The organism is Plastoroseomonas hellenica (genome assembly GCF_018129085.1).
GTDB lineage: Bacteria > Pseudomonadota > Alphaproteobacteria > Acetobacterales > Acetobacteraceae > Plastoroseomonas > Plastoroseomonas hellenica.
This window is the reverse complement of the sequence record NZ_JAAGBB010000006.1, coordinates 40,717-65,684: the sequence shown is the minus strand read 5'-3', so window position 1 is coordinate 65,684 and position 24,968 is coordinate 40,717. Positions and strand designations below refer to the sequence as shown.

Annotated in this window: 23 protein-coding genes and 1 pseudogene; 9 read left to right on the top strand and 15 right to left on the bottom strand. The window is 59.3% G+C overall.

From position 1 onward, the window contains the following. Nucleotides 1-94 precede the first annotated feature (94 nt). Nucleotides 95-1,033 (top strand): GlxA family transcriptional regulator, encoded by a 939-nt coding sequence (locus GXW71_RS06575; protein WP_211851623.1) that lies wholly within the window; start codon nucleotides 95-97, stop codon nucleotides 1,031-1,033. Between the two features lie 16 nt (nucleotides 1,034-1,049). Here the strand turns inward: GXW71_RS06575 and GXW71_RS06570 are convergent, their stop codons facing one another. The 3 genes from GXW71_RS06570 to GXW71_RS06560 form a co-directional block, all read right to left on the bottom strand. Beyond that, a complete protein-coding gene (locus tag GXW71_RS06570; protein WP_211851622.1) occupies nucleotides 1,050-1,955 on the bottom strand; it encodes an alpha/beta fold hydrolase in 906 nt (301 codons plus the stop codon). A 59-nt stretch (nucleotides 1,956-2,014) separates the two neighbouring features. Beyond that, complete coding sequence (locus tag GXW71_RS06565; RefSeq protein WP_211851621.1) at nucleotides 2,015-2,863, bottom strand: class I SAM-dependent methyltransferase; 849 nt, start codon at nucleotides 2,861-2,863, stop codon at nucleotides 2,015-2,017. 91 nt (nucleotides 2,864-2,954) lie between these two features. Beyond that, on the bottom strand, nucleotides 2,955-3,779 hold the full coding sequence (locus GXW71_RS06560; protein WP_211851620.1) for a helix-turn-helix transcriptional regulator: 825 nt from the start codon (nucleotides 3,777-3,779) through the stop codon (nucleotides 2,955-2,957). Between the two features lie 92 nt (nucleotides 3,780-3,871). On the opposite strand from GXW71_RS06560, the gene GXW71_RS06555 reads away from it, so the two are divergent. From GXW71_RS06555 to GXW71_RS06525, 7 genes are all read left to right on the top strand, one after another. Next, nucleotides 3,872-4,765, top strand: a complete 894-nt coding sequence (locus GXW71_RS06555) for an SDR family oxidoreductase (RefSeq protein ID WP_211851619.1) — start codon at nucleotides 3,872-3,874, stop codon at nucleotides 4,763-4,765. Nucleotides 4,766-4,943: 178 nt separating this feature from the next. Then, a complete protein-coding gene (locus GXW71_RS06550) occupies nucleotides 4,944-5,174 on the top strand; it encodes a hypothetical protein (protein ID WP_211851618.1) in 231 nt (76 codons plus the stop codon). A 73-nt stretch (nucleotides 5,175-5,247) separates the two neighbouring features. After that, entirely contained in the window at nucleotides 5,248-6,390 is a 1,143-nt protein-coding gene (locus tag GXW71_RS06545) for a fatty acid desaturase family protein (protein ID WP_246526348.1), read from the top strand. Nucleotides 6,391-6,604: 214 nt separating this feature from the next. Further along, complete coding sequence (locus GXW71_RS06540) at nucleotides 6,605-6,916, top strand: hypothetical protein (RefSeq protein WP_211851617.1); 312 nt, start codon at nucleotides 6,605-6,607, stop codon at nucleotides 6,914-6,916. A gap of 522 nt (nucleotides 6,917-7,438) precedes the next feature. Next, nucleotides 7,439-8,041 carry a hypothetical protein gene (locus tag GXW71_RS06535; protein WP_211851616.1) on the top strand — a complete coding sequence of 201 codons (603 nt, stop codon included), beginning with the start codon at nucleotides 7,439-7,441 and terminating at the stop codon, nucleotides 8,039-8,041. Then, nucleotides 8,038-8,373, top strand: coding sequence for a DUF3768 domain-containing protein (locus GXW71_RS06530; RefSeq protein ID WP_211851615.1), 336 nt, complete (start codon nucleotides 8,038-8,040; stop codon nucleotides 8,371-8,373). Before GXW71_RS06535 ends, GXW71_RS06530 begins: the two co-directional genes overlap by 4 nt. Before the next feature lie 78 nt (nucleotides 8,374-8,451). Next, nucleotides 8,452-9,027, top strand: coding sequence for a tyrosine-type recombinase/integrase (locus tag GXW71_RS06525; protein WP_211851614.1), 576 nt, complete (start codon nucleotides 8,452-8,454; stop codon nucleotides 9,025-9,027). 829 nt (nucleotides 9,028-9,856) lie between these two features. Here the strand turns inward: GXW71_RS06525 and GXW71_RS06515 are convergent. The 12 genes and pseudogenes from GXW71_RS06515 to GXW71_RS06460 form a co-directional block, all read right to left on the bottom strand. Then, nucleotides 9,857-11,065 carry an MFS transporter gene (locus GXW71_RS06515; RefSeq protein WP_211851612.1) on the bottom strand — a complete coding sequence of 403 codons (1,209 nt, stop codon included), beginning with the start codon at nucleotides 11,063-11,065 and terminating at the stop codon, nucleotides 9,857-9,859. Nucleotides 11,066-11,240: 175 nt separating this feature from the next. Continuing rightward, the gene (locus tag GXW71_RS06510; protein WP_211851611.1) at nucleotides 11,241-11,876 is read right to left on the bottom strand and encodes an HD domain-containing protein; all 636 of its coding nucleotides are present in this window, start codon (nucleotides 11,874-11,876) and stop codon (nucleotides 11,241-11,243) included. A 181-nt stretch (nucleotides 11,877-12,057) separates the two neighbouring features. Continuing rightward, nucleotides 12,058-13,335: a condensation domain-containing protein gene (locus GXW71_RS06505; protein ID WP_211851610.1), complete on the bottom strand. Its 1,278-nt coding sequence runs from the start codon at nucleotides 13,333-13,335 to the stop codon at nucleotides 12,058-12,060. A 261-nt stretch (nucleotides 13,336-13,596) separates the two neighbouring features. After that, nucleotides 13,597-14,475 carry a Gfo/Idh/MocA family oxidoreductase gene (locus GXW71_RS06500; protein ID WP_211851609.1) on the bottom strand — a complete coding sequence of 293 codons (879 nt, stop codon included), beginning with the start codon at nucleotides 14,473-14,475 and terminating at the stop codon, nucleotides 13,597-13,599. Nucleotides 14,476-14,659: 184 nt separating this feature from the next. Then, complete coding sequence (locus GXW71_RS06495; RefSeq protein WP_211851608.1) at nucleotides 14,660-15,724, bottom strand: SPL family radical SAM protein; 1,065 nt, start codon at nucleotides 15,722-15,724, stop codon at nucleotides 14,660-14,662. A gap of 32 nt (nucleotides 15,725-15,756) precedes the next feature. After that, a complete protein-coding gene (locus GXW71_RS06490) occupies nucleotides 15,757-17,124 on the bottom strand; it encodes a bis-aminopropyl spermidine synthase family protein (protein ID WP_211851607.1) in 1,368 nt (455 codons plus the stop codon). A gap of 9 nt (nucleotides 17,125-17,133) precedes the next feature. Then, nucleotides 17,134-17,604 (bottom strand): adenosylmethionine decarboxylase, encoded by a 471-nt coding sequence (gene speD / locus GXW71_RS06485; protein WP_211851606.1) that lies wholly within the window; start codon nucleotides 17,602-17,604, stop codon nucleotides 17,134-17,136. Then, complete coding sequence (truD, locus tag GXW71_RS06480) at nucleotides 17,594-18,649, bottom strand: tRNA pseudouridine(13) synthase TruD (protein ID WP_211851605.1); 1,056 nt, start codon at nucleotides 18,647-18,649, stop codon at nucleotides 17,594-17,596. Before truD ends, speD begins: the two co-directional genes overlap by 11 nt. A 31-nt stretch (nucleotides 18,650-18,680) precedes the next feature. Beyond that, nucleotides 18,681-19,463, bottom strand: a complete 783-nt coding sequence (locus tag GXW71_RS06475) for a hypothetical protein (protein ID WP_211851604.1) — start codon at nucleotides 19,461-19,463, stop codon at nucleotides 18,681-18,683. 713 nt (nucleotides 19,464-20,176) lie between these two features. Continuing rightward, nucleotides 20,177-20,931: pseudogene (locus GXW71_RS06470) on the bottom strand (IS5 family transposase). Between the two features lie 157 nt (nucleotides 20,932-21,088). After that, complete coding sequence (locus tag GXW71_RS34705) at nucleotides 21,089-21,193, bottom strand: hypothetical protein (RefSeq protein WP_246526347.1); 105 nt, start codon at nucleotides 21,191-21,193, stop codon at nucleotides 21,089-21,091. 200 nt (nucleotides 21,194-21,393) lie between these two features. Continuing rightward, nucleotides 21,394-23,649 carry an AAA family ATPase gene (locus GXW71_RS06460; RefSeq protein WP_211851603.1) on the bottom strand — a complete coding sequence of 752 codons (2,256 nt, stop codon included), beginning with the start codon at nucleotides 23,647-23,649 and terminating at the stop codon, nucleotides 21,394-21,396. 322 nt (nucleotides 23,650-23,971) lie between these two features. On the opposite strand from GXW71_RS06460, the gene GXW71_RS06455 reads away from it, so the two are divergent. Continuing rightward, entirely contained in the window at nucleotides 23,972-24,322 is a 351-nt protein-coding gene (locus GXW71_RS06455; RefSeq protein ID WP_211851602.1) for an H-NS histone family protein, read from the top strand. The last annotated feature ends 646 nt before the right edge of the window (nucleotides 24,323-24,968 follow it).

Genomic DNA, 24,968 nt, shown 5'->3' with positions numbered 1-24,968 from the left:
AGTGGCCGGAATGACAAACACCGATCATTTACGGCCAGGATCGGCGCCATAGAATGTATCGGACGGAATCCGCCGCTGTTCCCTGGAGCGCCCGATGCATCGCGTCGCAATCCTGGCCATGCATGGCTTCGTGCCATCCGACCTCGCCATTCCCTGCGATGTGTTCGGGCGCCTGCAGGCGCCGGACGGAGCGCCCGCCTATCGCGTGACCGTCTGCGGGGAAGCGGAGGAGGTGCGCACCGGCGCCTTCGCGCTCAGGGCCGCGTCCGGGCTCGATCGGTTCGACGAGGCCGAGACCGTGATCATCCCTGGCATCGAGGATCCGTCGCGGCCGATCCCGCCCACCGTGCTCGCGGCCATCCGATCCGCCTGGGCGAAGGGGGCAAGGGTGGCCTCGATCTGCTCGGGCGCGTTCGTCCTAGCCGCGACCGGGCTGCTCGACGGCCGCCGCGCCACGACGCATTGGATCGGCGCCGCCGAGCTCGCCCGTCGCTTCCCCGCGATCACGGTCGATCCCGGGGTGCTGTTCGTGGACGAAGGCCGCATCGTCACATCCGCCGGCGCCTCGGCAGGCCTCGACATGTGCCTCCATCTCATCCGCCGCGATCATGGGCAGGCTGTCGCGGCGCAGGCGGCGCGGCTTGCGGTCGCGCCGCTCGATCGCGAGGGCGGCCAGGCGCAATACATCCGGCATGAGCCGCCGGGCTCGGCGGCAAGCCTCGCACCTCTCCTCGATTGGATGCGCGAGAATGCGCATCGGCCCCTGGACGTGGAGACGCTCGCGGCGCGCGCCGGCGTCAGCAGGCGGAGCTTCGCGCGCCGCTTCCGCGAGCAGACCGGCACGACGCCGCTGCAATGGCTGCTGAGGATGCGCGTCCTGCTGGCGCAGGCGCTGCTCGAGACCACCCCGAACTCCATCGACGACATCGCGATGGCGACGGGGTTCGAGGCCGCCGTCACCTTTCGCGCCAGATTCCGCCGCTTCGTCGGCGTGAGCCCCAGCGCCTATCGGCGGCGCTTCCGCGCGGGCTGAGCGCGGCTGCCGCTTGTCACGCCGTCGCGGCGAAGAAGCGGCGCAGCTCTTCCGCGGTCTGTTCCGGGATCTCCTCCGGGAAGAAATGGCCCGCGTCGAGCGGGCCGCCGCGGACGTCATCCGCCCAGGCCCGCCACAGCGCCAGCGGGCCGCCGGCTTCCGCATACCAGGATTCCAAGGCGCCGCGGCCGCTCCAGAGCGCGAGGACGGGACAGGCGATGCGCCGCCCGACCTCGCGGTCCGCCAGATCATGCACGCGGTCGAGGGTCGCCGCCGCGCGATACTCCTCGCAGATCGCATGCACGCGATCGGGATCACGCAGCGCTTCGATATAGGCCGCGCGCACCTCGGGGCTGAACGCCTCGGCGGGAGAGCCCCAGCCACCGAGCGCATCGTCGATGGCGGCCTCGGGCGCGGCTGACAGGAGGCGCTCCGGGAGCGGCTCGGGCTGCGCCAGCAGCGACCAGGGCCAGAAGCCCGTCGCCAGCCTGGCATCGGCCCGTTCCCAGACATCGGCAGTGGTCAGGATGTCGAGCACCGCAAGGCGCTCCACGCGCTCGGGGTGATCGAGCGCCAGGCGATAGGCGACGCGGCCGCCGCGATCATGCCCGGCCACCGAGAAGCGCTGGAACCCAAGCGTCTCCATGACGGCCACCATGTCCTTCGCCATCGCCCGCTTCGCATAGGGCGCATGATCGGGCCGCGAAGCAGGGCAGCCGCTGCGGCCATAGCCGCGCAGATCGGGGCAGATCACCGTGAAGCGGTCAGCGAGCAAGGGCGCCACCTGCCGCCACATCAGATGCGTCTGGGGAAACCCGTGCAGCAGGAGGATGGCGGGGCCAGATCCCGCCCGGCGCAGGAAGATGCTCGCCTCCCCCGCCTCCACATCGATAGCGTCGAAATCCTCGAAGACCGGGCTCATATCCGAATCCTCCGCATCGCTGCGACGGCCCACCATGTGCGCAGCCTCGCAACCCCGTATCAGGACGGCGCCCGGGCCCCGACCATCCAGCAGGCGGCGGTGAAGCGAACCTCCGCGCCGTGCACATAGGGGGCGAAGGCGGCGCGCACCACCTCGATGACCTCGGCACGGGTCCGGTCGTCCGCCGCGTGCAGGATCAGGCCGACGGGGCCGAGCCGGGTCAGGTACCGGACCAGCTCCGTCTCGGGCAGGGTGCAGGCGATATCGATCGGCCGGATGTCGATCCCGGCCCAGCCGCTCTCCTGCAGGATGCGGCGGACCCGGCGTTGGTCCGCGAAGGCGAACTGCCCCGGCGCGTCGGGCCGGCGCGCCGGGATATTCGGCAGGAGCGGCGCCGCGGCACGCTCGGCCGTCGTCATGAACGGATTCTCCGCCGCACTCCGCCAGGCGATGAACCGGAGCTGCGCGCCCTCCGTGGCGGCATGCCGCAGGTTTGCGAAGGCCCGGACGAAATCGGCGAAGAACATCACGCCGAGACGCGAGATGATCATGTCGAAGCGCGCGGGCGCGAAAGCGTGGCTCTGCGCGTCGGCGCGGATGAAGCTTGCGGGCGTGCCTTCCCGTTCGGCGCGGGCGCGGGCGGCGGTGATCATCGGATCCGAGATGTCGATGCCGGTGCAGCTTCCCTTGGCACCGAGCCGCCGTGCGACGGCGAGCGTCGTGCCGCCGGTACCGCAGCCGACGTCGAGCACCCGGCTTCCCGCGCCGGTGGCGACCGCTGCGACGAGCAGGTCTTCGAGCGGCTCGAACATCTGGTCGAGCACCGGCTGCACCTCGACCCAGGCGCGCCCGGCGGGGCCATTCCAGAGCTTGGTCTGCTCGTCATCGGTCCGCTGTCCCAGATCCATGATCATCTCCTCGCGCTTGCCGTCAGGCATCGAAAGGCCGACCGTGCCAGTTCAAGTCGAGTTGAGGTCAAGGGGTGCAGATCCGTAGGCGCTAGGTGAGGAGCGACCTGACGCGGCTGGCATCCGCCGCCGTCGCGGGATTGTAGACCACCATGCCGAGATCGGGCCGGCCGTCGATGGCGAAGGCCGAATATTCGAAGGCGATCGGCCCGGCGATCGGATGCCGCAAACGCTTGACGCCCTCGCCGTAGTTGCGGACGTCGTTGTCGCGCCACATCGCTTCGAACTCCGGGCTCAACCGGCAGAGTTCGTCGACGAGGGCTCCCACCCTGGCAGCGGCCCCGGCGCGCGCCGCATCCGCCCTGAACGCCGCCACCACGAACCGCGCGACGCTGTCCCAATCGAACTGCGCGGCGCGGACGCGCGCATCGCAGAAGATGAGGCGCAGGATGTTGCGTTCCTCGGGCGGGAGCGATCCGTAGTCGGTCAGCACCGCGGCCGCGGCACGGTTCCAGGCGATGACATCCCATGTGGCGGTCTTCACCAGGGCCGGGCTGAGCTCCAGCGCGTCGAGCACGCGCTGCAGACGTGGCGTGACACCTTCGGCCGTCTGGTACCGCACCTCCGGCGGCCGGCCGAGGCCGAGCAGAAAGAGATGCTCGCGCTCGACATCGGTCAGCATCAGGGCGCGGGAGATCCGATCGAGCACCTCGGCCGAGGGCGCGCCGCCTCGCCCCTGTTCGAGCCATGTGTACCAGGTCGCGCTGATATTGGCGCGCTGGGCCACCTCCTCCCGGCGCAGGCCGGGGGTCCGCCTGCGCGCGCCGGAAAAGCCGAAGGCCGCCGGATCGAGCTTCGTCCGGCGATCCCTGAGGTACATCCCAAGCGGATTGTCGCTGGCGACCGACGTGCTCATCCTGTTGGTCATCATACCCCGATAACGTCACTACTTTACCAGGATATCCCTGTGGGGGCACTGGCGTCCGACCACGACCGGAGACTGTCCCCATGCGTGTCTTTGTCACCGGCGCGACCGGCTTCGTCGGCTCCGCCGTCGTCCAGGACCTGATCGCCGCAGGCCATCAGGTGCTCGGCCTCGTCCGGTCGGAGGCGGGGGCGGCGGCCCTCGCCGCGGCGGGTGCCGAGGTCCATCGCGGTTCGCTCGAGGATCCCGAATGCCTGCGCCGCGGCGCGGCCGTGGCGGATGGCGTGATCCACACCGCCTTCAACCACGACTTCTCGCAATTCGCGGAGAACTGCGCGATGGACCGTCGCGCCATCGAGGCGCTCGGGGCCGGGCTTGCCGGCTCCGATCGCCCGCTGCTGGTGACCTCGGGGGTTGCGCATCTGGCGCCGGGCCGCATCGCGACGGAGGAGGATCGGGGCCCTTCCCCATCCGCCGCCTATCCCCGCGCTTCGGAAGCGGCGGCCGACGCGCTGGCGGCGTTCGGGGTGCGCGCCTCGGTGGTCCGCCTCCCCCCCTCGGTCCATGGCGATGGCGATCATGGCTTCATCCCACACCTCATCGGCGTCGCGCGCGAGGCCGGCGCCGCGGCCCATCTGGGCGACGGGCGCAATCGCTGGCCCGCGGTGCACCGCCTCGACGCCGCCCGCGTCTACCGGCTGGCGCTCGAGCAGCGCGCCGCCGGGGGCCGGTATCACGCGATCGCCGAGGAGGGCGTGCCGTTCAAGGACATCGCCGGTGTGATCGGGCGTCGCCTGAACCTTCCGGTCGTCGCCAAATCCCCTGAGGAGGCAGCCGGCCATTTCGGCTGGTTCGCGCTGTTTGCGGGGATGGACGCCCCGACGTCCAGCGCGCGGACCCGGGCATTGCTGGGCTGGCAGCCGACCCAGCCTGGCCTCATCGCCGACATCGACCGGCCGCGCTATTTCGAACGCTGAGCTGCCGCGCTGGAGCATGATGCGCTCGCAAGCGATCGCGCATCATGCTCCAGCCCATTGTTTCATCGCATGATTCAGACTTTTCGGCGATTCCACCTCAAGTCATCACGCTCTGGAATACTTCGCGACCATAAGTGTGCGATAGTACAGGGCCTGACTGGCTTGGTGGAGGCGGGCCATGACAACGCGCGACGTGATCAGGCGGTTGAAGAGCGCCCCGGTCAGCCGACGGACGGCGGACGCGGCGATCGTTCTCATCGAGAAGCTCCAGGCTGAGGTCGCCAGGCTGAAGGCTCAGGTGGAGGTGCGCGACAGGCCGCCGGAAGATCCGCCCCAGAAGCCGGATGATGCCGTCATCAGCGCGGAGGATGCGATCGTCAAGGCGGACAGGCGCCACCAGACGAAGTGAAGCAGGCGTATCGCAGGTCTGCCGGCGGGAAGGTTGTCGGAAGCGATTTGAACAACAGGAGCAGGACACGTCCATGGCTCACGCGGCGAATGGCGCTTCCAACGCAGCCGCAGGAGACTTGCGCGCGGCCGCGCTTCAATTTCAGCAGGCGATGCCTGGCGCCGCGATCGGTCAGCTCGGATCGACCCTGGTACCGCTCGTAGCGCTTCTGGTCGCGATGCATTACGGCCTCGCCGTCGGCTGGTGGTGGCTGGTGCCCCTACTGGCGTTGCCGGCGGCAGGCATGACGGTGCGGACCTTCATCATCCAACACGATTGCGGCCACGGGTCCTTCCTGCCGTCGAGGCGGGCCAATGATGCGCTCGGGCGGCTGTGCTCGCTCTTCACTCTCACGCCCTATGCCCATTGGCGGCGCCAGCATGCGCAGCATCACGGCACCTGGAACGACCTCGACCGCCGGGAGGGTCGCGGGAGCGACATCTACTCGACCTGCCTGACCGTCGCCGAGTACAGCGCTCTTGGCGCTTGGCAGCGGCGGTGGCACCGCCTGCTGAACCACCCCGCCATCGCGTTGCTTGTGTTGCCACCCATTGTCTTCTTCATTGTCTATCGGCTGCCGTTCGACACCCCTGCGGCATGGGTGAACGAGCGCCGCAATGTGCATATGACCAACCTCGCCATCCTCGTACTCTATGGCGGCCTCGGCTTTTTCCTGGGCTTCTGGCCCGTCGCCCTGGTGCTGCTGGCCGTCATGGTACCGGCGAGTATCGCCGGCGTGTGGCTGTTCTCGCTCCAGCATCGGTTCGACGGCGCATCCTGGGCCCGCCATGATGACTGGGACGCGGTGACGGCCGCCATCGAGGGCAGCTCGCTGCTTCGCCTGCCACGGCTGCTGCAGTGGTTCACGGGCAGCATCGGCTTCCACCACATCCACCACCTCGCACCCCGGGTGCCGAACTATCGCCTCGAGGAGTGCCATCTGGCGCACCCGGCATTCGCCTCCGTGCACGTGCTCACGCTGAAGGACGGCCTGCGGGCCTTCCGCTACGCCCTTTGGGATGAGGAGGCGGATCGAATGGTGACGTTCAAGGAGGCGGATGCCCGCCTTGCTGTGTTGTCGCCGGCGTCTGGCAGGTTAAGCCTCGATCCCCCGGACGCGCATGCGCGCGCCGCGACAGCCTCGTCGGCTCCCGCCGTGCACGGGGAGCACGGGTAAGCGCTCGCTTGCCGAATACCCGGAAAGCGACGCACGGAGCGCTTCCGGACAGCCGAGGCCGCATGGGACCTGCCCGGGAATCAGACCTGCGCAGCACCGTGAAGCGGCGCCGAAGGCTGGCTTGAAGTCCTATGTCCGCTTGTTGGGGCGCCTGCTAGATTCGGCATGAAATCAGAAAGCTGACCCCTATTCACAAAAGTAATCTTCTCGCCACATGGGGATCTTTGAAATTATCGGCAGCCGAAGACTAGGACTTTGTAGTTACGAGTTTAATGTCGTTCTGCAGAGCGGCGACGTTTTCGCGGCAGAGATTTTCCCCGTCGAAGAAAATGGATCACTGTGGGAATACATAATTATTTCGATTGAACCTGGAACGGATTTCATCACGCTCGGCTGCGTGACCTGGCTTCCCGCCAGCGGCGCCTTTGTCGGTCTGAGGGGGAGCACTCGCGTCATGAACGCCACTGACCGAAAGCGCTATGCCAAGGCACTGCCCGAGCACCTTCGAAGGCCCCAAGCGGACTGACTGAGCCCGTTCAACACGCCGGTGCCTAGCAACGCAGGATGATCTGGGCGGTGGCGCCGAGGTCGTCGAGCGACGCGTTGCGAAAAGCGGATTGCCTATCGAACCTCGTCATCCCCTCTCAATAGGAAGACCGTCCATGCCTCCATAGCGGCCAATGGCGGATGGGGTGTCAGCCCTCAAAAAGCCTGTAACAGACTGATATTGCTTAAACATTTCAGTGCGCCGGGGCGGTAAATACCCGGCCAAGTACCCGGTTGCCGAGCTGCCAACGGTGGCAGTCGACATCACCGCAAACGCCGAGCACCGCGCGGCGTGAACGGCGGCAGCGCCGCCTTCCTTCGAGAAGACGTCGAACCAGACCCGTCGGTTGGTCTCGGCCGCGCCGCACAGATGTGCCGGCGCGTCCGCTCTGATTCGATACAGCGAAACCCTCACGAAAAATAACTGTTGACGCATCGCAAATATTATGAAATAATAGCAGCGGCACTGCCGCGCCAAACACCACTTTTCGAGGAGGTTTTTATGAAGCAGAAGCCAGAGAAGCCGCCTGCTCTCGTTCCAGTGCTCGCTGTATTTGGTATCCTTAAGAAAGGCAAGAGCGCTGTGGGAGCGCGCTTTGCGATCGGAGAGATCCGCATCGCCCGATGGGTGAAAGAAAACTTGCACACATCGATTCTGATTGCCTCATCTGAAGCGGCCATCTCAGTGGTCACTCAGCTTCGTCCGTGGACACTGAAAGCTGACGGGATGCCTGCTCTCCATATCATCAGCACCACGCTCTGGGAGAGCCTTCGCGAAGCCGCGCAGAAGGAGGTGGTCGACGACACCCGGCTCGACCCGAGCGATGCCGGCGGCAAGGACACCATCACTCTGTCCAGAAAGCGCCAGCTACTCGAAGAGCTGTCTGGCTTGACCCGGGAAGGCGACGAGGTCCTCGCTCCCGACCTTGATAGCAACGGGTTTGTCGCGGGCTGGTGGCCAGCGACCCTGCTGCACATCGCGAGCGGTATCGCGACATTGTACTGGACCGATGAGCCCGAAGAGGGCCTGCGGCAACGTCGCCTCGACGAACTCGTCGCCTTCGTACGCACAGTGAAGCCCGCTTCCGAGGGGCCCAGCAGATGAGTCAGGCCGACCAAGCGGCGAGAATAAGGGAGCTGAACGATCAGCTGCGCATAAACGGAATCGGCGGAACCATTCTACTAACAGCGGGCGTCCAGGCACTCAGCGCGCGCCTCCGCGATGAAGTCCTCGCTCAGGTGCAGCAGTTTGCCGCCTTCGGTCGAGGGAATGATCCCCATGGAGAGCATGATTTTGCGATCATCGAGGTGTTGGGCGAGCGGGTGATCTTCAAAATCGATTACTATGACCGCTCCCTCACCGCGCATTCGATTGATCCGGCGGATCCGACGGTCACGCACCGGGTGCTCACGATCATGATGGCCGGAGAGTGCTAGCCTTTTCCGCGCCGAGATGATCCCGGCACACGGGCCTCTGCCGCACTTCCCTTCTTCTAAATCACGAGAGAACCGAACATGCCTGGTCGGCAAGCCAAGGTGCTGGATGAGGCGTGCCTGAAGCGCCTGCTGCGCTACGCTAGCTCGACGAGCTCTCCCGAGAGGGACGTCGCGATGGTGCTGCTATCTTTCAAAGCTGGCCTTCGGGCATCCGAAATCGCAAAGCTTGAGTGGAGCATGGTGCTCGACCCAAGAGGTCGTCTCTCGGACACCATCTCCGTCCGTGATGCGATCGCGAAGAAGCGTGGCGGGCGATATATCCCGATGCATGCCGACATTAGGATCGCGCTGCGTCGCCTCCAGGCGCTGGGGTCCGATGCTGGATCCGTCATTTGCTCTGCTCGCGGCGGCGCACTACGGGCAAACTCGGTGGTGAACTGGTTCGTGGCGGCATTCCGGGCTTTGGGTCTGGAAGGCTGCTCCTCCCATTCAGGCCGCCGCACATTCATTACTGCGGCCGCCCAGAATGCATGGCGCGTCGGCTGCAGCTTGCGCGATGTGCAGCGCTTAGCGGGACATCGATCGATCGAGACCACGCAGGGATACATGGAAGCAGACCCTCGCAGACAGAAACGCCTAATCAGCTCGATCTGACTTGCGCGAGGGCGCTCTGTCCACAAACGCAAAGCAGCCCAGAACCGCCGGAAAATCCGGGACGCCTGGGCTGTTGAAGCGGCGGATGCGGGGAGAGGCGAACTGAGCGCCGTTTCATTCACTGAGCCTGGGACATCGGGCCGAAACCGGCCGGACTCTAAGCCTCGCCGGCATTCGGCGTGCCCTTCCCCTGCCGGTTGCCTGGTCCGGTTCCCTCTGCGGGAATTGGAATGCCGACATACAAACCGGAGCCAACGCCCTTTTCGATCAGGCTAACAGACCAGGAGAGCGCGGACCTTGAGGTGTGGGCCGGCCGCCGCTCGCTGAGCGACTGCATCAGGGAGAAGCGGTTCGGCCAGGCCGCTCGGCAGGGTCACGTCCCAGCTCCGTCGGCTGGCGCTCGCGACCCCGCTCACGTCCTGGCGCAGCTCGGACGTTCGAACCTCGGCCAAAGCCTTCGCGATCTAGCCAAGGCGGCGAGACAACCGCCTGCACACCACGCCAGGTGCCAACGTCTCCCGCACAATCCGTAGCTTATCCTCGTCCCGCCACGGCCGCCGACGCCCGGCCCGAACACGAACCTCCACCGCAGCACCAGCATTGCCAGGACCACCACTCTTACGACCGTCGTATGAGCGGTCCTTAGCCTCAGTGGCAGGCGCCATCGTATCCGTCATGCTCACCACATCGGCGAGCATCGCCTATCAGAGCAAGGCGGGCGTCAGCTGACGCTTACGTTGAAATTTGCGCCGGCTAAACTGAGGCGGCTGCAGAAAAGGTCCCCGCCCCCACGACAGGCAGAGAACTCCGGCGCCACCGACGTTCCTACTCACCGAACAAGCCCCATTCGCGCTACAAAGAATATGCCGGCGAATATCGCCGATATAAGGACAAATGGCAAATTTGCATTTACCTGATAAAGAGCAGTCCCGAGTATGGGTCCGGTCATAAGGCCAATAACTTGCGCAGAATTCCACAATCCCGCTGCGCGCCCCTGAGATTCCTTGCCTGCTGAAAAAGTAACGAGGGCGGCCGCGCCCGGACCAACAAAACCCAGACCAGCTCCGAGTATAAGCAGGCACACAAGTTCGAGTGGAAAGAGAGCATTATGCGGCAGCGAGGACAGGAAGCCGCAGGCCGTGTACATGACACTACCAAGACAAGCCATCCACCCTCCAATTCGAATGAGCTCTAGCGGCTTCCTATCCACGATCTTAAATCCAATCAGGATCTGGCCAATGATCATCGTAACCGCAAGGGCCGCTAGCATAATTCCGGCCATGTGCGCCGCTTCCTCGTAAGGAAGCGCGAACTCGTCCTGAACGCGGAAGGCGATCATCTGCTGAAGTGTTCGAGTTCCTAGAATCGACAAAAAACCAACCAGCAACAGGGGCCAAATCCGCCACAGCAATCCTGCGTCGCCCCTCTTGGTCGCCTTCGCCCCTCGGTCAGATGCTCTCGCCCCGTCGGAGAGGAAAACGACGACGAGCAGGAAGGTCAAAAACGACAGTAAGGCGACACCAAGAAAGGGGGCGAGCGGGCTTAGCGCGGCGAGCCCCAAGGCGACCATTGGCCCGGCCGCCGCTCCCACACCGTGCGCGGCGCTGTTCATAGCGATAACCGCACCGCGCTTCTCATCCGTCGTCTTATCAGCCGTGTAGGCCTGCACTGCGGGAAACATACCGCTCCAACTGACATTTAGAAATAAGCGCGAAAAAACCAAACACAGGTAAACAGAAAAAACACTCATCAAACCAGACAAGCCAGCTCCAATAGCCACATAGAAAACCAAATTGACCAGCGCGCCGGCGAGCATTCCAAATGCCAAAAACGGCACTCTACCGAACCGCTCACTTAACCCGCCGAGGATCGGCGCGCCAATAATAAACCCTATTGTAGAGAAGGCACTTATAGCTCCAATCTGAATGTCTGATAAGCCGAGTGCGCGACCGTTAGATGGCAGAACCGCATATATGAAAGACTGACTCACGGACGTGACGAGCAGCACAAAGAGGATGATAATTTGCGGGCGCGGCACGATGAAACTCCATTGATTTCGTTGTGGAAACAATCGCGCACCTCGGGACTGTTCCAGCGTCAACGGCACCGGCGCGAACGGGAAATCACGTGCTGGCGAGTTTGAAACCTGCGGGCCTTACATTTGAGATCGCCACGCAATCGGACGATGTCGGCTCTAAGGAATAGCGTACCCATCACCTCGATTCCGCGATCCTAGATTTTACCGCCTCAACATCGATCCCGGCCAATTTCATCTTTCGCTCTGCACCACCACGCACATGCAAGAGAAGTTTCTGAAGAAACTCGTCGTGAGCACAACGGTCGTCCATTTTGGTGTAGACAAGTTCGTGCTCAATAGGTTCCCAGGTATTCAGATCGGCAAGATTGTGCTGCGCCTGCACCTCAAGATGATCGAGCGCCCGAACAAACTTTGCCTCTATCGTCTGCCCCTTCTCGAATTCAAGCCAAAGCTCCCTAACGAAAGCCCCCTCCGGATCCGGAAGCAGAGAAGAAATTCGGTCCATTGCCGCCAGCTCGAGTGCCGCCTTCCGAGTTTTCCGCTCGCTTTGCTCGAAAAACGGTATATCACCAACTTCAGCCTCAGCTATATCGTGCACGATTGCCATTGCCAGCACGCGCTCCAGTGCGACTGGCTCCTGCAGCCGTCGATACGTTAGCAGCGCCAATAGCGCAATAAACCAAGTATGCTCGGCGACACTTTCACGCCGCCCATCTGACAGCCAAGAGTGGCGAAGTTCGCGTTTGATGCGCTCCGCTATCGAGAGAAACCCTATTGCCTTTTCGGCGGCTGCAGCATCTGAATCCATCATCAATCTCCAAAGGGCTCAAAAACAACACGAGGAACCGAGCCAACTGCCGTCATTCACGGGAATGGCAACCGTTCGATGCCCACCGCGGCGTAAGAAAAACGATCTCAATTGCCGCTCGCAGGGTACTCTCCGCGCGCTTTAATCCTGACAGCCTCCCCATGGCGCCGCGCAGTCACACCGTTTAGTCCGGGGTAAACGCGGCAGCCGCGGCTAGATCTTCCAGGACTTTTAGGATTGCAGCTATCTGCGCCTCGGCCTCAGCGGGTTCAATCACGCACGTATTATAAAGGAGGAAGAGCGATCCCTCCCCATCTCTGGTCGGCCGGACTTGCAAGCATCGGCTATACTGAGCCCATGTACTCGTATTTTGGACGGCCCCGTCAATCCTAGTCAAGCTAATAGCATTACTATCAACCCATTTATTGCCTTCCGCAATCAACATACTAAATTCGCAATCTATTATCCCGTAGGGATGCGTATAGTAACATGGAAAATGCCTTTCGCACAATGGCCAGTACATCGCTTTACTCTCACCAGCGGCATTTACAACCTTATTTACGTCCAGCAAGTACGCTTCGAAAGCCACATTGTTAATTGCGCGGAAATCCAGGATAGATAAATCGATAAAGTTATCGACCAGGCCCGAGTCAGACAATCTCCCTCTTTCCGCTCTAACTGTTTTAACAAGAACATCTTTGCGTCCCATATCCCACTCCGACTGAAGGAATGCCGCCAGATAGGGAACGCTCGACCTTACGCCGATCCGCTTGGATATCTGCGACAGCTGGCGCCATAGCGTATCATCCAAGGGGCACCTCGCCCTCGCCGTTGGAGAGAATCCAATGTCCTTAATGTTTGTCCTGCTGGAAATGATAGGACTAAGGCTCTGTGCCAGAGTTTCCATGGGCCGTTCAGCGTTTGTAATCTGGTGACGCTCTTGCGCCACCATATCAGAGTGGCTTGCGCGCGTATCCTGAAGATAAAGTTGAGTTTTATTTACAATCGATTCGTAGATCAAGCAGAATTCCTTCAACACGATCCGAACACTGACGCCGTCCATAATAATATGGGACGCGCATACGATTAAAACCCATTCGGTTTCACCGCCCTCTAGCACAAAAAACCGTATAAGGTTTCTGCCCGGACGACTCTCTTCTGAGAGATGAGTTTGCGTTGTTATCATAGCTGCTGCAGCTTCCAGGCCTGCCGGACTAAATCCTTCCACAAATCGAATCTCTAGTGCATCTTCGTTTTGATCAAGTAGGGTAAACATATCGTCGCCGCAACTCGAAATCTGCGCTCTAAGCAATTCGTGTCTGTCTGTCAGGCGCCTTATCGATTCACGAACGGCGCTACGCCGGTAGCGAGCTTGCACCAAAAAAGCTAAGGACATATTGTTGATGCGCGATAACGCATGCTCTCGGAATAAGCGAGTATACCTACGCTGGTTGGCGTTCATCGGAAGGCTTTTGCTTCCTCGGCGCATGGACGGGTTTCCTTCCCTATACGATGTTTCTGCATCGGGAAATGCCGTGCATAATAAAGCTTTGCACCTCGATAACGCGTTGGCCTTGCTTTTCGAGCGCTTGACGATTAATGTGAGTGGCCGTCGATTTCGTTCCGAAGGCTGCCAAACGATATCCTTCGCTAATCCCTCCAGGCGGACTGGTCAAATCTCGAGGCTAGTCCGGACGTGTTGTTACGCCGCCTCTGATCGGCATCACAGTTCGGACAAATCAAACGGCCGGTTGTACAGGTAGGAGTGCCTGATCGCCTCGACTTTCTGCATAATCCTCAAGGCCTCTTCAAAAGGCCGCAGTGATAACCCATCCCTTGGCGTTGCTTTCCTCGTAATGATGTCAAAAAATTCCTGCGCGGGGTCAATCTCCTGGGGGTCCCTAGTCAGAATATCATCGCCCATCGCCACGAAATCCTCACCGGCTTCGGCAAAGAACGCTCTATGATTTCCGAAATGATATCTAAAAGTCCCGAGACTACCGTATACCGTCAGAAGATCATGGTTATTCTTTAATCTGGATATGCCGCCATGGTACTCTACGGCGATGGCACCATTCGCCAGCACACCAGATATCATTAATATTTGTGGCGCAACGTCGCTTCTTCGCAAGCCGGCATCATATTTTTGATCGCCAAGAGGCGCCGCTCCTACCGCATACAATGATTCATACGGCGAGAGCCACGCGTTTAAAGTATCGGCGTACTCCCAAATGTTAAGAGCGTTCCCCCCGATATATTTCACCAGCTCGAATGGCCTAAAAGAGCCGCCGTGGACGTTCGCAGGAGAAGTTTGTATCACGTCCATCACAGTTATACGCCCCAGCCTACCAGAGCGCAAAAACTTCTGGATGGCCCGATCGTAAGGTCCCCTCATCATCGGCTTAGCGACACACGACACTGCGCCCGGCCTAGCGGCGGCGGTCGCCATGTCCCTTGCGTCGGAGAGTGACGAAGCAAAGGCTCCGTAGCAAAGGACGTGGATTCCCGCATTGAGAGAACGCACCACGTCAATTGTTCGCCCCGTAGGAAAATCGAAAAATACTATAGCCGTGATATCGCTGGATGCCGTCATCTCCGCCACGGAGGGATATTCTTTTAAGCCACTTAACCGCACATCATAAAAGTCGGACGGGCAGGAGGGCCGTCGCACCCATCCACAAAGCAAATTTGAGGATAGAAACGCGGATTGCCTATAAGCATTTGCATACAGGTCGGTATCGCCTATCACGATCCCAAATTTTACGCTCATTGGCCGACCTCCGGTTTCATGGATTCATTTGATCTTCATTCAGAAGATCCAGAATCGGTTTTTCTTCAACGCTCCACCATATTGGCGATCTTATGCCAACCCGCCTGAGCTGGATTCTCATCCACCGGTAGATTTCCAACCGGTCGTCCTTCCTGATTGTTCCGTTCTTGCGGTCAGGCCGGTACTGAATCCATTCCCCGGCAGCGATCTCCTCGGCATATTGCTTAGCGAAAATCTTGGTATCGGATAATGGGCCGCTCCATCTCAGGCATCCGACGCTGACATGATCTATCGGCGCGATATCGACGCTTCCAACAATCGCCTCAAGTAACTCCGCATAAAGGATCTTCCAATCGCTCTCGATCAGAATAGGTTCAAATTTGAATGCCAATCTGTATCCCAGTTTCTGCACTTCCCGGGCTGCCTCGAGCCTCTCCTGGAGAGAGGCTGTGCCGGGTTCGTGCCGTTTTATATATTGCTGAGGGGCAAGGGAAAAGGCGACCGTGGTTAGGCCGCCATGGTCGCAATCAACCAGCGACTGCACGCAGTTGCTTTTAGTCCGGAGTTCCAGTTGCGCGACCCGCCTTCGCCCAATGTGCCGAATGAGCTCTGCCGCAATGGGGAAGAGATCCGCATCTCCAAGGCTGTCTGCTAACTCGCCAGTACAGAACAACAAGGGTTGATGATCCGCAGTGGCAATTTCTCTATCAATCGAACTTAGAAGATCTTGAAGGTCTACATGGAAGCGAAGAGGCCGTAGGCCCACCTCCATTCCCCGGAGGTAGCAATACGCGCACGCAGATTGACAACCCATAATGGGATGCAAATGCCTTTCACCTGGCCGGCTGGCCAGGGAGCCGTAATCGGCCTTTGTCACCCAGCCTTTCGAGGGCGTACGGAGGACGAGTAGCGTTCCAGGCCGCTGCGCGGCCTCGTGCGCGAGGGCAGCGCTGTCGGAAGGCAATTCAGTTACCGGCAAGGATGCGCCTCTAAAAGCTGCCATTTGTCTCGACCCTAGCTCCGTGGCGAGAGCTGGCTCAGAGATCAATAGCCTGCGGAAGCGATCGAGGCCTGAAGCCATAACGGCGCTCCTTAGTTGTGTTCCACGCGGGGCTAATCCAGCCTCTTCCGATCCCACGATTCCATGGCCCTAACGGCTAGCCCGAGCTCAGCCAACGGGCCATCGTCATAGATCGATGAGGAGCATTGCAGGCGCCCCAGCTCGGCAATTTCCTCTTCGGTGTAGGGAGCCTCCGCACTGCGGAGTCCGGCTTCCAATGAGGCACGATCGTAGGTCGCCGCGACCGGTGACGTATTGCCGCCTCCTCCGCTATCAGTAGAGAGGAGGTTGAATAATGCCCCGACATTAAAGCCCTCCCGAGGGGGCGCAGATTCGTCGAACGGCGCGTCGCCGATCACTCCTCGCTCTGCTGCAAGCCGGCGCTGTTCGGAAGCCCCCGCCTGCCGTGTGAGGTAGTGGTTCGCGGTGGCCGCAGACCACCTATCGAAATCGAATGGCGTCCCAGGAGCCATAGCGATGGGCTCGCGTATCTTCCTCGCGGCCATCAGGGACTTGGTTTGGGAAATGCTGCTCGTGAGTCGTCTCTCCTTCATGAAGCTCATCTCCCAAGAAGAGAACTCGAAGGAGAAAGTCTCGTAACGACCGAAACTCTCGCGCAGGTCCAGCAGAGCTAAGCCGAGCGCCTCCTGGCCGCGGAGAGCTGCGCTGTCGTAGCCGACAGGCTTATGCGACGCGCCGATCGTTGACACTGATATCCCGCCACGTTTGAGCAGCGTGGAGACTTGGCCCCAAAACATGACCTCGAAGGAGCCATCTCCCGTCGGGAACGGATCGCTGACAACGACATCGATTTCCCCAGCGAGCTTCAGCGCAGCTTTGGAGAGATCAGCGTGCTCAGCCAGCAGCGAAGCGCCCAGTATCTCTGCCGTATCTTGAGCCTTCGAGAGCACTGCGGCATCAATATCGTACACATAGACCTGCCAATCGGGCAGAGATGCGGCGACCAGAGGACTTACTAGATCGTCATCGCCGAGGAATGCGATTTTCCCTCGTAGACCACGGCACCATTTTACAATATATGCAGCTCTCTCGACGGCTGAGTCCGGGTTGAGCCTGCGCTGGCTCCAAAGGAGGGAAGGATCTTCTCGATCTTTCGCAAGGCCCTGATAACGCTCCGCCACATTAGCGTCAACCGCAGAGCGATCGAACTTTTCCCTTGGTGGTCGCCTCGCGGTCCTATTACCAGGGTTGTTGAGCCTCACCGTACCGTCATCCGCCGAAAGTTGCTTCGATAGTTCCAGCGCTCGAATTCCGAGAAGAACACTTCGCACCGGTCGCCGGGATGCACAAACAAGTCCATCCAAATTTGTGCATTCCTGGTCTTCCAAGACCGAAAGTATGTCCTTCTTCATCTCTCTGAAGAATGGATGCGCGGCATATAGCCAATTTATAAGTTTCATGGCTTCCTCCTATTTATGTAAGTCGCTTGGCAGCGCGATTTTTTGGAGATCAATTCCCGGTCTCCTCCTGACGTTCTCCGCAACTGGTTCGTATAGTGAGCGGCGGTGGATCTCCGCATAACGAGGTTCCTTGGAACCAAGAGCCTGAGCAAGCGCGGCCAAGGCGGGCCAGGAATCCAGTTCACCGCAGGTATATAGATCGACAGCTGCATATCTTGCCGACGGCCAGGTGTGGATCGATAGATGCGACTCGGCTATTAGGACAATGCCGCTAATGCCTTCTGGCGAGAAGGCGTGGAAATGACTCGCGACGATCGTAGCTTCTGCTAGTCGTGCCGCTCTAAGGAGGAGATCCTCTACGGTATCCCGACTTCGCAGAATTTCTGGGGAGCATTTGTCGAAATCGCACAGAATGTGACTCCCATTGGTCCTCACAATCTTCGGCTCAATCTTTTCTCTTCCATCTCCGCTACGAAACATCTCTTATGTCTCCAAAATTTAGAATCTGCTTCAAACACATTGTCGCGTAAGTACCAGATGGGAGGAAGAATGATACTGAAATTTTATAAAATCCAACATGAACTTCATCTTCTTCTATTTGGTCGAAATGTATCTGAGTTTGTATGGCCGTTGGACGCTCACTTATAGCCATGTCTCCGTAATATTTTTTCATCGGCATAGACTTCATCGAGGCCATCATACCAGACACACATGCCGACTTTTTCGAGAAGGTATATTCTATTCCTTCGTAGTTTTTCTCTATGAATTCATGTGCGGATTTCCTTACTTCTTTTGCAAGCCTGCTGTTCCATTCGAAAGACGCAAATGAGCTCTTGTAAAATGAAATTATCCTGGGCTCAAGGCATTCAAAGAACTTCTCTGCGTCGTTCATTTGGGCCTCCACGGCGATTTTGCCTTCCGGAGTACCGGACTCGCGTACTAAGACTAAGGCTCTCCTGAAATCCCCGTTCAGTATGGCTTCGCCTATACGGTGCGTGTTTTTTCTGTTGTTTGGTATCCCGAATCTTTGAGTATCGTAATAATTGAGGAAAGATATCAACATTTTCCCACGACCAGGCAGTGTATCGGCGAATTTTTGACTGATCTTTCTGATAGTTATCCTGAATCCATTTCCATTCAATTTTCCAATTTCTATTTTATTGCTCCCATATCCCAATAGGTATATTCTTACGAATTTTCCGGCTGACGTGCGATTTGTTGAGTTAAATAATGTTGCGGACTTTTGAGTTATACGGGCAGCTATGCACACTGTCTGTTCGGTTATACCATCCTCGTCTTTCAAACCTGCATAGGTAACCGATTCCGTTGGTAGACAGAAAAATCTGGAGAGGAGTCCCATGAGCTCAAACGTGGTGTATCCGGATTTCTGCGCACGGAGATAAGTGAATGGAGCTTCATCTCCGGTGTCATAATGTCCTGCCGCGGGGAACGTGAATTCCGGAAGGACAAGATTCTCGACTACCAGGAAATCAGACGGTGAATATTTTACGATGGGCTCATCCATGTTCTGAACTCCCTCGCTTTTTTTGCTGCCTTCAGGCAGGCATTTTGATGACATCAGGCCCAAGTGCGACGCCCATTGCACCCGAGGCCCGAACTACCTTCCGACGCCGAGATTCCGTGCTACGCCGACGCTTCGCCAGCACAAACACAGGTTTAGCGCGAGCGTTATCGAACGCTCGAAGCTCAAGTCCTGTATCAAAAGCGCGGTTTAGCCCGGCGAAATCCGTAGCTATAACCTCAGTCTCATCCATCCACGATGGGTTTTCACCATCCACGTGATTACGAACAACTATTAGCCGCTCATATCCACCGGAAAGCCTGACAAACTTCCGTCCGGTCATTCCATATGCTAGGAAATTTCGGAGGCTATGGAAGTTTTCGGGTGAAACGCGCGCGGCTGTTATGAGCCGGCCCCGAAGTATCGCCTTCGCCGCACGCGCTTTCGTAAGAACATCCTGTAGACCATTTCCTCTATATTTTGGTAATACCGCAACACCTTCGAATTCCGCGACAAGCTGTGCTTCGTATTGGTCAAAGCCCAAAATGATCCCGAGATTTTCCGTGCCGGATTCCGGAAAGCGAACGGCTGAATACGCTACTAGGGCTTTTCCGTCGAATATGCCGAAGCACGAGGAGTCGTCTCCGATCAGGCTCCTAATCGACTCGACTCCGCGTGCTCGAAATAGACTTGGAGACGGAAGTGCCTCAACAATTTTCTGATGAACGTTTATCAGTGAATCTAGGTCATGAATATCGAGTTCTCGAATTGAGAGTTCATTGTCCTCGATACACGCGTTATGATCGCTTGCATACATGGGTCCCTCCCATATCTGTAACTAGTCATTTATTATTTTTTCTGTTTGCCGAGCACGTTAAAGATTAATGGCACCATTGATGCGACACCTTGTGTACGACGCACACACGGATCTGTAATCGCATCTAATTGATCTATCTATGCCCACGAGCAGAGGCTCTGTGGTTCAGACCTTAATGTGTACGGCGTGAAGTCGTCCGCACAGCGTAGCGCCGGGGGCGGCGAAACGCCGCACTGGCTATTTGAGATCAGCCACCCCGCAAGGCTATCAGGCGAGCCTGATGCATTCGGGAAACGCGGTGCCTCGGTATATATCCATGAGCGCTTGGCTAGGCACTAACATTGCCGTGACCATCGATTCGTATACTGTATGCAAGAGCTAGATTCTTGAGGCTATTTGCCAATTCGTCCGAGAATTTCATTGATACTCAATATGATCAGGCTCCGCGAGGTTCCATCAGCGGCCGTGAGCGTGCTGCGGACCGATGTCTATGCGGTTTCGGTGAGTTTCACCGGACCTCCGGAGCAATCGAGGGACGAGGAGTTTCATTGTCCAAACTGCTGCACAGACTTCGCGATGGAAGGAGTACGTGACCTGGGCTGATCGAGCGCTCGGCCGGGCGGAGGGGAGAAGGGCAGGCTGAACGGCCGGCTCTCGACAGGCAACTCAGGTACATTCACCCGACATCATTACACACCAGCTAGGGTCCGGACTCACAACCAGTAGCTGACGGTTGCAGCGACGTAGACGGCGCTAAGGAAGTTGGTGGCGAGCTTGTCGTAGCGAGTGGCGATGCGGCGAAAGTCCTTGAGGCGGCAGAACATGCGCTCGATGGCGTTGCGGCCGCGGTAGAGCACCGGGCTGAAGCAGTGCTTCCAGCGCCTCGTGCGCTTGGGCGGGATGTTCGGCACCGCGCCCTGCTGCTCGATCTGCTGGCGGATGGCGTTGGTGTCGTAGGCACGATCGGCCATGACCAGGGTCGATGGCGCAAGCCGCTGTAGCAGCGCTTCGGCTGTGCGGCAGTCGGCGGCCTGTCCGCCGGTCAGCACGAAGGCGAGCGGCCGGCCTTAGCCATCGCTCAGGGCGTGGATCTTGGTGGTGCGTCCGCCGCGGCTGATGCCGAGCGCCTGGGCGCGACCGCCCCTTTTCCACCCGTCGCGCAGCGGTGCGCCTTCACATGGGTGCTGTCGAGCAGGACCTCCGCCGGAGGGCCGCCGACCGCAGCCAACGCCTCGAAGATCTCGCGCCAGACGCCTTTCGCCGACCAGCGCACGAACCGGTTGTAGAGCGTTTTGCGCGGCCCATACGCCGCCGGCACGTCGATCCAGCGACCGCCCGACTGCAATGCCACCACGATACCGCTGATCACCCGACGGTCATCCACCCGCGGCACGCCACGCGGCTTGTTCGGCAGCAGCGGCCGCAGCCGATCCCATTGCGCGTCGCTCAGCCAGAAGCTCTCCGCCATCGACCGTTTCCCCTCAACGGGAACGGTGAATCACAGCACGCCGCGGCGCGCCAAACGCTTTATGGGTCCGGACCCTAGGCGGAAGCCATAGCGGAAGTCGCCGCTCGCTGCGCATGGCTGTGCCGATAACACGAACCGCTTGTCTCCCTTCAGCACCTCAAGCCAGGACGCGATACGTGCCGTGATATTCTCGCACCTCCTGCGCCCTACCGAGGTCTGCGCAGAGGAACGCGGCGCCGAGCTCCGCGACGAGTTCTCCCATCGCGTAGCCTTCATCGCCCAGCGCTTGCGCCCGAAGTTGCGATCGAGCCGAGGCGGGTGAAGCGTCCACAAGCGGCCCGCCGGCGCCGCACACGAGGGGAGGCTTGTCGTGAAGTTCCAGGAATATCGAACGAGATCTGTGCGCTTCTTATGCCAGAGCAATTCCTTTAGTGCGGCGTTTAAAATCTGCATGCACTTATGCTATGCAGCAGCTGCTGCATTTCTGCTTGCGGCAGAAGCATCTCTAGCCTCCGCCGCGGGAATCGGCCCCATCATCATTTCATAATGCTTGATATGCCCGGTCTGGACGAATATATCACGAAACACGGCGAGGTATCGCTCGACAAGGCCGTCATCAGCCGAAACAAAAATGTCGTCGTGGTGACTATGCGATCCGTCGTTTACCCACGAAAACAACGAGGCGCAAATCGTCTTATCACGACCGGTGAATTTCGCGATGATATCGTCCTTATCGAGATTACCGAGGATCTTGAAATAGTTTTCGACGATTCTGCGAAGTGTATTCTGGATTGTGACTTTAGACCGATTTGGATCGCGCACCTCAGCCCACAAAAGCTCATAAGACGTTTTAATCGGATTATGGCCATAACCAATAATCTTGGAATGCTTGCCGAGCTTTCGAATGATCCAGAACGTCTCATGCGCGCGGCATACATCTTGCCGCTTCGGATCGAATGTCACCTCCTTGTGGAAGTAGACGTTATGGGTGAGCACGAAGACCTGCTTTACGCTTCCCGCCCCCAGGCAGGCCTCGTCCAAAACCCGCTTAATCAGCGCACTGACGATAAACAGAACGTCGCTATCGAGGCTCGACACAGGGTCGTCGAATACCACGACCCGATCTGTCGCCACACCGGAGGCGCTAATGCTTCCGCGGACCAGATGGTAGAAGTAAAGAAATGTGATGAATCCTCGCTCGCCTTCGCTGAGAGTGCGGATTGCGTCGGAGCCGTCGAGGCGGACGACCTTATAGTCTCCGTCATTCTCGCCGGCTGTCGCCAACTTAAAATTCATGAAGCCAAAGGAGCTGAGCGTCGCATTGATCTCCGTTACCGTAGGCAGAACGCTGGTAACGCTCCGCTCGAGCATGCTCAGCTCAGACCTGGCGGCGGCAAGTTCACCTTCCTTCGCGGTGCGTGAACCATTCATCCCGTTGATCGCGCGTTCGGAGGCAGTTTTCGTAGCGGTGTAGGCGACAATGTCGGCTGCGCCGTCATGCAGCAAGCGTTTCCAGATTTCTGATGTGAGAGTTGTCCTCTCGGTCGCGAGGTTGGTAACCATGCGGTTATGCTCGTCAACGGCCGCGTTCGCAGACGTTATTGTGCCAGTAATCTCCGCCTCAATTTCTCCGAGTGAATCGAGCGTGATGGGGGCGCTTGGCTCCTTCGACTTTTGGTCGAGGAGACGTTTGTTAAGGGTTACACGGTCCTCAAATCGCTCCAGCTCGAGCTTCATTTTCTCGCCGTCCAATGACGGATGAGCAGATGAGACTAGCTCTCCAAGCCGCTTAATCGCCGCTGATGCAAACGTGTCGTAAGCTTCATCGACGCGCTTTAATTCTGCCATGTCGGCGAGATAAGCCTCATCGAAATAGGCATTCAGCTCCTGCTCAAGTGAGTGGGGCGTCGGCTGCTGGCAGAAGGGGCAAGGCGATCCCGGTTCACCCAGGAAGTCCAATCCTCGCTTTACCCAATCACTGTTACCAAGGCGCTTTATAAGAGCAGCGATATCCAGATCCTGCTTTCCGATGACGCGTTTAGCGAGAATTCCTTCACCCTCGAGATCCCGAAGGTCCTTCAAGGAGATCGTTGGCACGCGAGGCAACGGCTCGATCCCGCGGCGATAGACCGTTCCTGCTCTCGCCTTCAAGACATCAAGCGGATGAAGCGCAGCCGTGTTTCCGGCATTTTCCGTCAGCATCTTTTCGGCGAAGCGGCTTTTCTGGTTGCGATAACCTTCGAACGCGGCAGAAAAATAGGTATCGTGCGTTGTCTTATGGCGCCAGCACTTTTCGTCGAACTCATCACGGGCCTTTTTGAGCTCGCCAACCTTACCGCCTTTACCATCGGCGCCTTCAATGTTAAGCGTCAACCTAGAGATTTCTCGCTCCAGGTCATCCACCTTCTTTTTCGTGGCGTCAATCTTAGCGCGCGTTTCTGCGTTTTCCTCGCCCAACGTGAAGATACCCGGCGCCGTCGCCTCGGCGAAATTCTTTGCCACGAAGTCTGAATTATAAACGCGGCTATCCAATCGCCTGCCGTTCTGCCAACTGAGATTGCATTTTGGATGGCCCGCCGGATCGGCGACTACGCGAGAGATCGTCGTCTTTCCAGAACCATTGGCTCCGAAAACGAAGTTTAGCGCCTTGAGAGAGCTCAGGCGCTCGCCGGCTTCTGGATAGCTTCCCTCCCCGGCAATGACGATCTCGTCAAGCATGTCCGCCCCAATGAGGTTATATTCGTTATAGGCACGTAACTTACGGCAGGATCTTGGAAGCCGCAATCGCGAACGCGGGAGGATCTACTGCTTCAGTACGTTCTTACCGGCCGAATGCCGGGGGGATGCAACGGGGGCGCGCAGCAGGCCCCCTTGCCGATGCACTGAAGGTCACCGCTCTACCGTGCTCCTTTTCCCTTACTTTTGTCACCGCGGCTCGGTAAACGTGGCCCGCGTCAGTCCGAAGGGTTTACGTGCTTTTCCCCCAGGTGGCTTAGATCGCTGTCCGCCAAATCGGCGATCGCTTTCAGGGACACAGTTCATGGCAGACAAAGGTAGCATCAATCTTGACGGAATGACCGTCCCAGAGCTCGAGGAGCTGATTGCCGCGGCCCGAGGTAAGATCGGGGAAATCCAGGCTGAAGCTCGGGTCACGATGCGCGCAAAACTGGAAGAGATGGCCGCAAGCGCTGGCCTCACTCTAGAGGAGATTGTGGGCGCCGGTGCCGCGGCGAGGTCGAGCCGAAAGCCGCCGCAGAAGCCCATCGGAAAATCAGTTCCTGTGAAATACCGCAGTCCGAACGGCGACACATGGAGCGGGCGCGGTCGTCCTCCGCGCTGGCTGGCGGTGCTGGAGGCTGAGGGAAAGAACCGCGAGGATTATCGCGTCTAGGACCGCTTGGGTGCGGCATTAGAGGCCGCCGCGCGACGGGCCTGATCGTGCACGCCCGCCCGCCAATCTATCGCGGCTTGTAGCGGGTCAGTCCTGACCGCCCACACTCCCGATCTCGCGCATTACGAGACGCCCGCCCGTTGGCAGAGCATCAAGCGCCAGGCAGAGGCCTTTGCCGTCCTGACTGGGCCAAGCCGCCTTCCGGTGGCCGCCGATCATGGCCGGCGCCACGCTGCCTATCTCGCGCGCCCGCCGCGCCAGCATAATGGCGGCCGACGCACTCACCCAAAGCGCCGCGCCGGTCCCCGGCCGAACTGCCCGCCTCAACGCCCGAACCACCGACGCCGCAGGTCCGGTGACACCAGTGCTGTCATGGTTATGTCGTCCCTCATCCAGCAGCGTCGAACCAGAACCCGCAGTCCGTGGAACCTCTAAATGCTCTAGCCTGCTAAGGGATATTAGGAGGCTGGGGCCTATTGAGTTATTCGCCCTGTAGACACCATCACCGTCTGAGTTGACGCTCGACGCTCTGAAAATCGGACCTACGTAACCTTCAATATAAATGTCCGCTTCCGCAATCTGCCTCGACGGCTGCCGGGCAGCTGTCGGCCGCATGCTGCTGTTGGTGAATAGGCGCGCCGCATCG

Excerpts from the sequence above, each read along its gene's own strand:
- GXW71_RS06575 (WP_211851623.1), top strand. The coding sequence starts at position 95 with ATGCATCGCGTCGCAATCCTGGCCATGCATGGCTTCGTGCCATCCGAC.
- GXW71_RS06570 (WP_211851622.1), bottom strand. The coding sequence starts at position 1,955 with ATGAGCCCGGTCTTCGAGGATTTCGACGCTATCGATGTGGAGGCGGGG.
- GXW71_RS06565 (WP_211851621.1), bottom strand. The coding sequence starts at position 2,863 with ATGGATCTGGGACAGCGGACCGATGACGAGCAGACCAAGCTCTGGAAT.
- GXW71_RS06560 (WP_211851620.1), bottom strand. The coding sequence starts at position 3,779 with ATGAGCACGTCGGTCGCCAGCGACAATCCGCTTGGGATGTACCTCAGG.
- GXW71_RS06555 (WP_211851619.1), top strand. The coding sequence starts at position 3,872 with ATGCGTGTCTTTGTCACCGGCGCGACCGGCTTCGTCGGCTCCGCCGTC.
- GXW71_RS06550 (WP_211851618.1), top strand. The coding sequence starts at position 4,944 with ATGACAACGCGCGACGTGATCAGGCGGTTGAAGAGCGCCCCGGTCAGC.
- GXW71_RS06545 (WP_246526348.1), top strand. The coding sequence starts at position 5,248 with ATGGCTCACGCGGCGAATGGCGCTTCCAACGCAGCCGCAGGAGACTTG.
- GXW71_RS06540 (WP_211851617.1), top strand. The coding sequence starts at position 6,605 with ATGGGGATCTTTGAAATTATCGGCAGCCGAAGACTAGGACTTTGTAGT.
- GXW71_RS06535 (WP_211851616.1), top strand. The coding sequence starts at position 7,439 with ATGAAGCAGAAGCCAGAGAAGCCGCCTGCTCTCGTTCCAGTGCTCGCT.
- GXW71_RS06530 (WP_211851615.1), top strand. The coding sequence starts at position 8,038 with ATGAGTCAGGCCGACCAAGCGGCGAGAATAAGGGAGCTGAACGATCAG.
- GXW71_RS06525 (WP_211851614.1), top strand. The coding sequence starts at position 8,452 with ATGCCTGGTCGGCAAGCCAAGGTGCTGGATGAGGCGTGCCTGAAGCGC.
- GXW71_RS06510 (WP_211851611.1), bottom strand. The coding sequence starts at position 11,876 with ATGATGGATTCAGATGCTGCAGCCGCCGAAAAGGCAATAGGGTTTCTC.
- GXW71_RS06505 (WP_211851610.1), bottom strand. The coding sequence starts at position 13,335 with ATGAACGCCAACCAGCGTAGGTATACTCGCTTATTCCGAGAGCATGCG.
- GXW71_RS06495 (WP_211851608.1), bottom strand. The coding sequence starts at position 15,724 with ATGGCTTCAGGCCTCGATCGCTTCCGCAGGCTATTGATCTCTGAGCCA.
- GXW71_RS06490 (WP_211851607.1), bottom strand. The coding sequence starts at position 17,124 with ATGAAACTTATAAATTGGCTATATGCCGCGCATCCATTCTTCAGAGAG.
- speD (WP_211851606.1), bottom strand. The coding sequence starts at position 17,604 with ATGTTTCGTAGCGGAGATGGAAGAGAAAAGATTGAGCCGAAGATTGTG.
- truD (WP_211851605.1), bottom strand. The coding sequence starts at position 18,649 with ATGGATGAGCCCATCGTAAAATATTCACCGTCTGATTTCCTGGTAGTC.
- GXW71_RS06475 (WP_211851604.1), bottom strand. The coding sequence starts at position 19,463 with ATGTATGCAAGCGATCATAACGCGTGTATCGAGGACAATGAACTCTCA.
- GXW71_RS34705 (WP_246526347.1), bottom strand. The coding sequence starts at position 21,193 with ATGGGAGAACTCGTCGCGGAGCTCGGCGCCGCGTTCCTCTGCGCAGAC.
- GXW71_RS06460 (WP_211851603.1), bottom strand. The coding sequence starts at position 23,649 with ATGCTTGACGAGATCGTCATTGCCGGGGAGGGAAGCTATCCAGAAGCC.
- GXW71_RS06455 (WP_211851602.1), top strand. The coding sequence starts at position 23,972 with ATGGCAGACAAAGGTAGCATCAATCTTGACGGAATGACCGTCCCAGAG.